This is a genomic window from Stenotrophomonas pictorum JCM 9942 (assembly GCF_001310775.1).
Classification (GTDB): domain Bacteria; phylum Pseudomonadota; class Gammaproteobacteria; order Xanthomonadales; family Xanthomonadaceae; genus Stenotrophomonas; species Stenotrophomonas pictorum.
Map to the genome: position 1 here is coordinate 1 of NZ_BAZI01000184.1, position 5,559 is coordinate 5,559.

General features: G+C 64.2%; 2 protein-coding genes, 3 tRNA genes and 1 pseudogene. 3 read left to right on the plus strand and 3 right to left on the minus strand.

What is annotated here, in order from left to right:
- Positions 1-631: pseudogene (locus JCM9942_RS10175) on the plus strand (multidrug transporter); the annotation flags it as partial.
- 7 nt (positions 632-638) lie between these two features.
- A complete protein-coding gene (locus JCM9942_RS10180) occupies positions 639-2,198 on the plus strand; it encodes a DHA2 family efflux MFS transporter permease subunit (protein WP_054659445.1) in 1,560 nt (519 codons plus the stop codon).
- Between the two features lie 135 nt (positions 2,199-2,333).
- Here JCM9942_RS10180 and JCM9942_RS10185 read toward each other — a convergent pair.
- From JCM9942_RS10185 to JCM9942_RS10195, 3 genes are all read right to left on the minus strand, one after another.
- Positions 2,334-2,420: transfer RNA gene (locus tag JCM9942_RS10185), tRNA-Leu, on the minus strand.
- Positions 2,421-2,551: 131 nt separating this feature from the next.
- Positions 2,552-2,638: transfer RNA gene (locus JCM9942_RS10190), tRNA-Leu, on the minus strand.
- 164 nt (positions 2,639-2,802) lie between these two features.
- A tRNA-Leu gene (locus JCM9942_RS10195) sits at positions 2,803-2,889 on the minus strand.
- 350 nt (positions 2,890-3,239) lie between these two features.
- On the opposite strand from JCM9942_RS10195, the gene rnr reads away from it, so the two are divergent.
- The gene (rnr, locus tag JCM9942_RS10200; protein ID WP_089153162.1) at positions 3,240-5,495 is read left to right on the plus strand and encodes a ribonuclease R; all 2,256 of its coding nucleotides are present in this window, start codon (positions 3,240-3,242) and stop codon (positions 5,493-5,495) included.
- Positions 5,496-5,559 lie beyond the last annotated feature (64 nt).

A 5,559-nucleotide genomic window follows, 5' to 3' on the forward strand; every position in this document is an offset into this window, starting at 1 on the left:
GGTCGATGACACCGTCATCGCCACCCAGCCCGATGTGCAGGCCGCCGCGGCGCAGTTGCGCCAGGCGTATCTGAACCATGCCCGTGCCGGTATCGTCGCGCCGGTGACCGGCTATGTTGCCCGTCGCTCGGTGCAGGTTGGCCAGCGCGTGCAGCCCGGCGCGGTGCTGATGGCGGTGGTGCCGACCGAGCAGATGTGGGTGGAAGCCAATTTCAAGGAAACCCAGCTGCGCCACATGCGACTGGGACAGCAGGTGGAGCTGCGCTCGGATCTGTACGGCGGCGATGTGCGCTATGCCGGCCGCATCACCAGCCTGGGCATGGGCACCGGCTCGGCGTTCTCGCTGCTGCCGGCGCAGAATGCCAGCGGCAACTGGATCAAGATCGTGCAGCGCGTGCCGGTGCGTATCGCCATCGATGAAAAGCAGCTGGCCGAGCATCCGCTGCGGATCGGGCTGTCGATGAAAGCCGAGGTCAACCTGCACGACCAGCAGGGCGGTGTGCTGCCGGCCCAGGCCGCCACGGGCACGGTGTATGGCACGCAGGTCTACGGCCAGCAGCTGCAGGCGGCCGATGCGCTGATCCACCGCATCATCCAGGACAACCTGCCGCCGTCCGCGCGCGCCAGCTGAGGTCGCCATGTCCGCTCAAGCTCCCGCGGCGCCGGCCGCCCACGCAGGTGCGGGGCCGGCCAACCTGGCGCTGTGCACCGCCGGACTGGCGCTTGCATCGTTCATGCAGGTGCTCGATACGACGATCGCCAATGTCTCGCTGCCGACCATCGCCGGCAACCTGGGCGCCAGCTCGCAGCAGGCCACCTGGATCATCACCTCCTTCGCGGTCAGCACCGCCATCGCATTGCCGCTGACCGGCTGGGCCAGCCGCCGCTTTGGCGAGGTCAAGCTGTTTGTATGGGCAACGGTGGCGTTCTCCCTGGCCTCGCTGTTGTGCGGTATCGCGCAGAGCATGGGCATGCTGGTGGCGTCGCGCGCGCTGCAAGGCTTTGTCGCCGGGCCGATGTACCCGATCACCCAGTCGCTGCTGGTCTCGATCTACCCGCGTGAGAAACGCGGGCAAGCGCTGGCGCTGCTGGCGATGATCACGGTGGTGGCGCCCGTCGCCGGACCGATCCTCGGTGGCTGGATCACCGACAACTACAGCTGGGAATGGATCTTCCTGATCAACGTGCCGCTGGGGGTGATCGCCGCGGTGATCGTCGGCGGCCAGTTGCGGCACCGGGTCGAGCAGATCGAGAAGCCGAAGATGGACTATGTCGGCCTTGTCACGCTGGTGATTGGCGTGGGCTGCCTGCAGCTGCTGCTGGATCTGGGCAACGAGGAGGACTGGTTCGCCTCGACCAAGATCGTGGTGCTGGCATGTGTCGCGGTGGTGGCGCTGGCGGTGTTCCTGATCTGGGAGCTGACCGACAAGGATCCCATCGTCGATCTGCGCCTGCTGCGGCATCGCAATTTCCGCGCCGGCACGCTGGCGATGATCGTCGGTTACGCCGCGTTCTTCAGCGTCGCGCTGATGATCCCGCTGTGGCTGCAGCGCGATCTGGGTTACACCTCGATCTGGGCCGGGCTGGCCACCGCGCCGTTGGGCATCCTGCCGATCATGCTGGCCCCGCTGCTGGGCAAGTACGGTGGCAAGCTCGATATGCGCATGCTCGCCTCCATGGCGTTTCTGGTGCTGTCGATCACCTGTTTCCTGCGCTCGGGCTTCAACCTGCAGGTGAACTTCGCGCACGTGGCCGGCATCCAGTTGCTGATGGGGGCAGGCGTGGCACTGTTTTTCATGCCGGTGCTGCAGATCCTGCTGTCGGATCTGGATGGGCGTGAAGTGGCGGCCGGCTCAGGGCTGGCGACGTTCCTGCGCACGCTGGGCGGCAGCTTCGCCGCCTCGCTGACCACCTGGCTGTGGTCGCGGCGCACCCAGCAGCACCATGCCGATCTGACCGCGCACATTTCGGTCTACGAGCCCGGCATGCACGAGCGGATCACCGCGATGGGGCAGGGCGATCTGCAGCATGGCGCCGCGCTGCTGGACAACATGATCGGCCACCAGGCGTCGCAGATGGGCTTCAACGACATCTTCCTGCTGCTGGGCTGGGTGTTCCTGGCGATCATCGTGTTCGTGTGGCTGGCCAAGCCCCCCTTCGGTGCGGGGGCGGGCGCCGCTTCGGCCGGAGGGCATTGAGCGCGGCGGCATGCAGGAATTTGGGACAATTAAAAAAGCGCGCGCTGGCGCGCTTTTTTTTCGGGTTGCCGGGGAAAGAATTTCAAACGGCAGAAACGAAAAAACCCGCTTTCGCGGGTTGTTTCATTTGAGTCATGGTGCCCAGGAGAGGACTCGAACCTCCACGGAGTTGCCCCCGCTAGCACCTGAAGCTAGTGCGTCTACCAATTCCGCCACCTGGGCGACTCAGGACCGGAATTGTGCCGGCCGCGACGCAGGCTGTCAACAAAAATGATGAAGATGTGACGCTGGAAGAACGGTCCGATCAGCGGGCACAAAAAAACCCGCTTTCGCGGGTTGTTTCGTTTGAGTCATGGTGCCCAGGAGAGGACTCGAACCTCCACGGAGTTGCCCCCGCTAGCACCTGAAGCTAGTGCGTCTACCAATTCCGCCACCTGGGCGACTCAGGAGCGAGATTATGCAGGCCGTTTTGCAAAGCGTCAACAACTTTGCAGTGCGATTCGACGATCTCGTCCCTCGCGGTTCGTCGTGGCAATCTGCGCAACAGGATGACGGCAATCGCACATACGAAAAGACCCGCTTGCGCGGGTCTGATCGTTGAACGTGGTGCCCAGGAGAGGACTCGAACCTCCACGGAGTTGCCCCCGCTAGCACCTGAAGCTAGTGCGTCTACCAATTCCGCCACCTGGGCACTTCAGGCCGGCGATTTTGAATAGGGCGCAGGTGTTTGTCAACGCTTTATTTCGTAACGACGGCGTGTGGCACGGTCTGCACTGCATACAGCAATCAGCGGGTACCATGGAGGCCAATGAAAAACAAAAAGACCACTGGGACCGACAAGGTCCACAAGTCCGCCCCCGGCAGCAAGCCGGGCAAAGCACCGGGTAAAGCGCCGGGCAAATCCTCCAAATCAGGCAAGCTGCCGCCCTGGATGCCAGACAGCCTGGCCGCGCCGGCCAAGCCCGGTCGCAGCAGATCCAAAGACAACGGTGCACCGCAGAGTTTTGTGCGTGGCCGTCGTAAGCCGCGCCGGTATCCACGATCGATGACCCCTATGCATCGCGCGAGGCCGAGCGTTACGAGCAGCCCATCGCCAGTCGCGAGGCGATCTTGCAGGTACTCGAGCGCTGTGGCGGGCCGCAGAACGCCGAGGAGCTCGGGCGGCACCTGGGATTGACCGAGCCTGACCGGGCCGAGGCGCTGGGCAAACGCCTGGGCGCGATGGTGCGTGATGGCCAGCTGGTCCAGAACCGTCGCGGCGGCTTCGCCCCGGTGCAGCAGTTGAGCTTGATTCCCGGCGTGGTGATCGCCAACCCGGAAGGCTTCGGTTTCCTGCGCCCGGATGAGGGCGGCGATGACCTGTTCCTGCCGCCGTACGAGATGCGCAAGGTCATGCACGGTGATCGCGCGCTGGCCAATGTCACCGGCATCGATCGCCGAGGCCGCCGTGAAGGCACCATCGCGCGCGTGCTGGAGCGAGGCGTCAACCGTCTGATCGGGCGCTTTACCGTGGAAATGGGCATCAGCTATCTGGTGCCCGATGACAAGCGGATCCAGCGCAACGTGCAGATTCCGGCCGATGCCACCGGCGGCGCCAAAGACGGGCAGCTGGTGGTGTGCGAGCTGACGCAGGCGCCGGACACCCGGCGTCCGCCGATCGGTCGCATCATCGCCGTGCTGGGCGACAAGCTGACACCGTCGCTGGTGGTGGAGGCGACGATCCACGGCCATGAGCTGCCGCACGAATTCCCGCAGCAAGTGCTGGATGAAGCCGCCGCGGTGCCGCTGATAGTGGAGCAGAAAATGATCGGCGGTCGTGTCGACCTCCGTGACATGCCGCTGGTCACCATCGACGGTGCTGACGCCAAGGATTTCGATGACGCGGTGTATTGCGAAAGCAATCGCCAGGGTTTCCGCATCCGCAACCGTCAGGGCTACCGCCTGGTGGTGGCGATCGCCGACGTGTCCAATTATGTGCGGCCCGGCACCCCGCTTGACGACGAGGCGCAGAAGCGCGCCACCTCGGTGTACTTCCCGGGCTTTGTTGTACCGATGCTGCCGGAGACGCTCTCCAACGGCATCTGCTCGCTGAACCCCAATGTCGACCGCCTGTGTTTCGTCTGCGATATGCAGGTGGACAGTGACGGCGAGGTCACCCAGTCCAAGTTCTACGAGGCGGTGATGCGCTCGCATGCGCGTCTGACCTACGACCAGGTGTGGAAGGCCGTTGGCGAGAATGACGCCGATGCACGCGCTTCAATCGGTCCCCAGCTGGGGCACATCGAACATCTCTACAACTTGTACAAGCTGCTGGAAAAAGCGCGCGAGAAGCGCGGCGCGATCGAGTTTGAAACCTCGGAAGTCCGCTTCGAGCTGGACAATCGCGGCGAGGTCACCCAGGCCGGCATGCTGGTGCGCAATGCGGCGCACAAGCTGATCGAGGAGTGCATGATCGCGGCCAATGTGCAGGCTGCCAAGTTCCTGCTGGCGTCGCATGTGCCGGCGCCGTACCGGGTGCACGAGCGGCCGCCGGAATCCAAATATGCGGACCTGCTTGAATTCCTCAAGGAGTTCAAACTGAGTCTGCCGCCGTGGAGCAAAGTGCAGCCGGGCGATTACACCAAGCTGCTGAAGAAGGTGCGCGAGCGGCCGGATGCGGCGTTGCTGGAGTCGGTCTTGCTGCGCAGCCAGTCGCTGGCGGTGTATTCACCCGACAACAACGGTCACTTCGGTCTGGCGCTGGAGGCGTACGCGCATTTCACCTCGCCGATCCGCCGCTACGCGGATCTGCTGGTGCATCGGGCGATCAAGCATGCGCTGACGGGCGCCCGCCCGGAAAAATTCCTTTACACCCCGCATCAGATGAGTGCGTTGTCGCTGCAGTGCTCCGAGCGTGCGCGTCGCGCCGACGAGGCCGAGCGTGAGGTGGATGAGCGGTATCGCGCCGCGTGGATGGAAAAACATGTCGGTGGCGAGTTTGAAGGCGTCATCAGTGGTGTCACCAGCTTCGGACTGTTCGTCGAACTTGACGACTCCAAGGTCAACGGTCTGGTCCACGTCACCCAGCTGCCGCACGACTATTACAAGTTCGATCCGATCCGCAAGATGCTCAGCGGCGAGCGCAACGGCAGCGAGTTCCGGCTCGGTGACCGGGTCCGCATTCTGGTGCTCAAGGCCAGCATGGAGGAGCGCAAGATCGACTTCCGCCTGGTCGAGCGCAAGGGCGGCCAGGCGGCGGACGTGCCGTCACTGCCTGAGCGTGGCAAACCGGCCAAACGCAGCAAAAAGAAGTACTGATGTCGATGGCGGCTGCCGGCAGGCGGCCGCCCGTCGCGCGGTCCGCAGGCCGGTGGCAGCTGCG

Bases quoted from the DNA above. Each gene is read 5' to 3' on its own strand.
- JCM9942_RS10180 (WP_054659445.1), top strand. From the start codon at position 639: ATGTCCGCTCAAGCTCCCGCGGCGCCGGCCGCCCACGCAGGTGCGGGG.